Source organism: Butyrivibrio sp. INlla21 (assembly GCF_900116875.1).
Lineage (GTDB): Bacteria > Bacillota > Clostridia > Lachnospirales > Lachnospiraceae > Butyrivibrio.
The window spans coordinates 1-1,256 of sequence record NZ_FPCC01000070.1 but is presented as its reverse complement, the minus strand read 5'-3'; the positions used below and the strand labels follow the sequence as shown (position 1 = coordinate 1,256).

Sequence of the window (1,256 nt, the reverse complement as noted above, 5' to 3'; positions counted from 1 at the left end):
TAAGACTAACTATTAAAGAAAGTCAATAAAAATGTTTTAAAACAGAAATGTTTTAAATATAGCGACGATGACTTATGCATCGTATTCAGCACCTTGAAAACTGCATGACAAATAGAGCATCGTTTTAGATGCTCTTGAAAGAAGATTTGTATGGAATTAGTTAAGCTGCTTTGTTGTATAACTGATGAGATTTCTCAAGCTGATATATCAGTCTCACAAGTTTTTTTGTGGCATGGGATACAGCCACATAATAATGCTTCCCTTCAGCTCGCTTTTTGGCAAGGTAAGCGCTAAATGTCGGATCCCAATGACAGACATAGATGGTGGTATTAAACAGAGCATATCGTAGATATCTTGAACCTCGTTTTTCCATTCTTGGATGGCAGTTATCTAACTGCCCGGATTGGTATGTGGAAGGTGATAAACCGGCATATGCAAGGATTTTATCAGCAGAGTCAAACCTGTTAAAGTCACCGATCTCTGCTATGATCATGGCTCCCATGCGATAGCTTATTCCGGGAATGCTTAGAATCGGAGAACTGATGGTGTCCATAATAGCTTTGATTTCACCTTCAATCTCATCAATCTCGGAATCAAGTTCGCGTATCAGTTTGATGGTATGCTTTAGCTCAAGGGATTTTGCGGGCATATTTGAGCCGATAGAGGCTCTTGCTGCATCTCGAAATGTTATGGCAGTATCCTTGTCGTAATGGCCCTTAGAAGCTTCTGCTAGTAGATTTGAAAGTTTTGTAAGATGCGCATTTGCTACTTGCTTAGCACCGGGAAATTCATATAGCAATGAATAAACGGAATTCATATGTAGAGTTGGAACAAGCTTTTCTAATTCAGGAAAAAGGATACAGATCAGACGAGATATGGAAGTTTTGAGCTTTGCCCGTTCTTTTACTTTATCAAAGCGATATCGGGTTAGTGACTTGAGTTCCTCGTTGTGATACGATGTGTCAGAGTAGGACTTTAAGTTTACATCTGACATGAGCATAGAAGCAATCGTATTGGCATCTACTTTATCCGTTTTTGTCTGTCTAAGGCTTAGACTTTTTCTGTACAGATTGGTATGTAACGGATTGATAACGAAGGTGGGTAGACCTTTATCAACGAGATATCCAAGAAGATTGTAGCTATAGTGTCCTGTGGCTTCTAGCCCTACTTTTACTTTAGATACATCTTCCATTACGGATTCTATTTTCTGATAAAGATCATTGAACCCATCGAGATTGTTTTTGATGGTGAATGTT

Annotated in this window: 1 protein-coding gene; it reads right to left on the bottom strand. The window is 38.8% G+C overall.

All coding sequences use genetic code 11. The annotated features are described in order from the left end of the window. Positions 1 to 160: 160 nt before the first annotated feature. Positions 161 to 1,256, bottom strand: a 1,096-nt coding sequence (locus BM377_RS16080) for an IS110 family RNA-guided transposase (RefSeq protein WP_143104538.1), incomplete at its 5' end; no start/stop codon positions are given.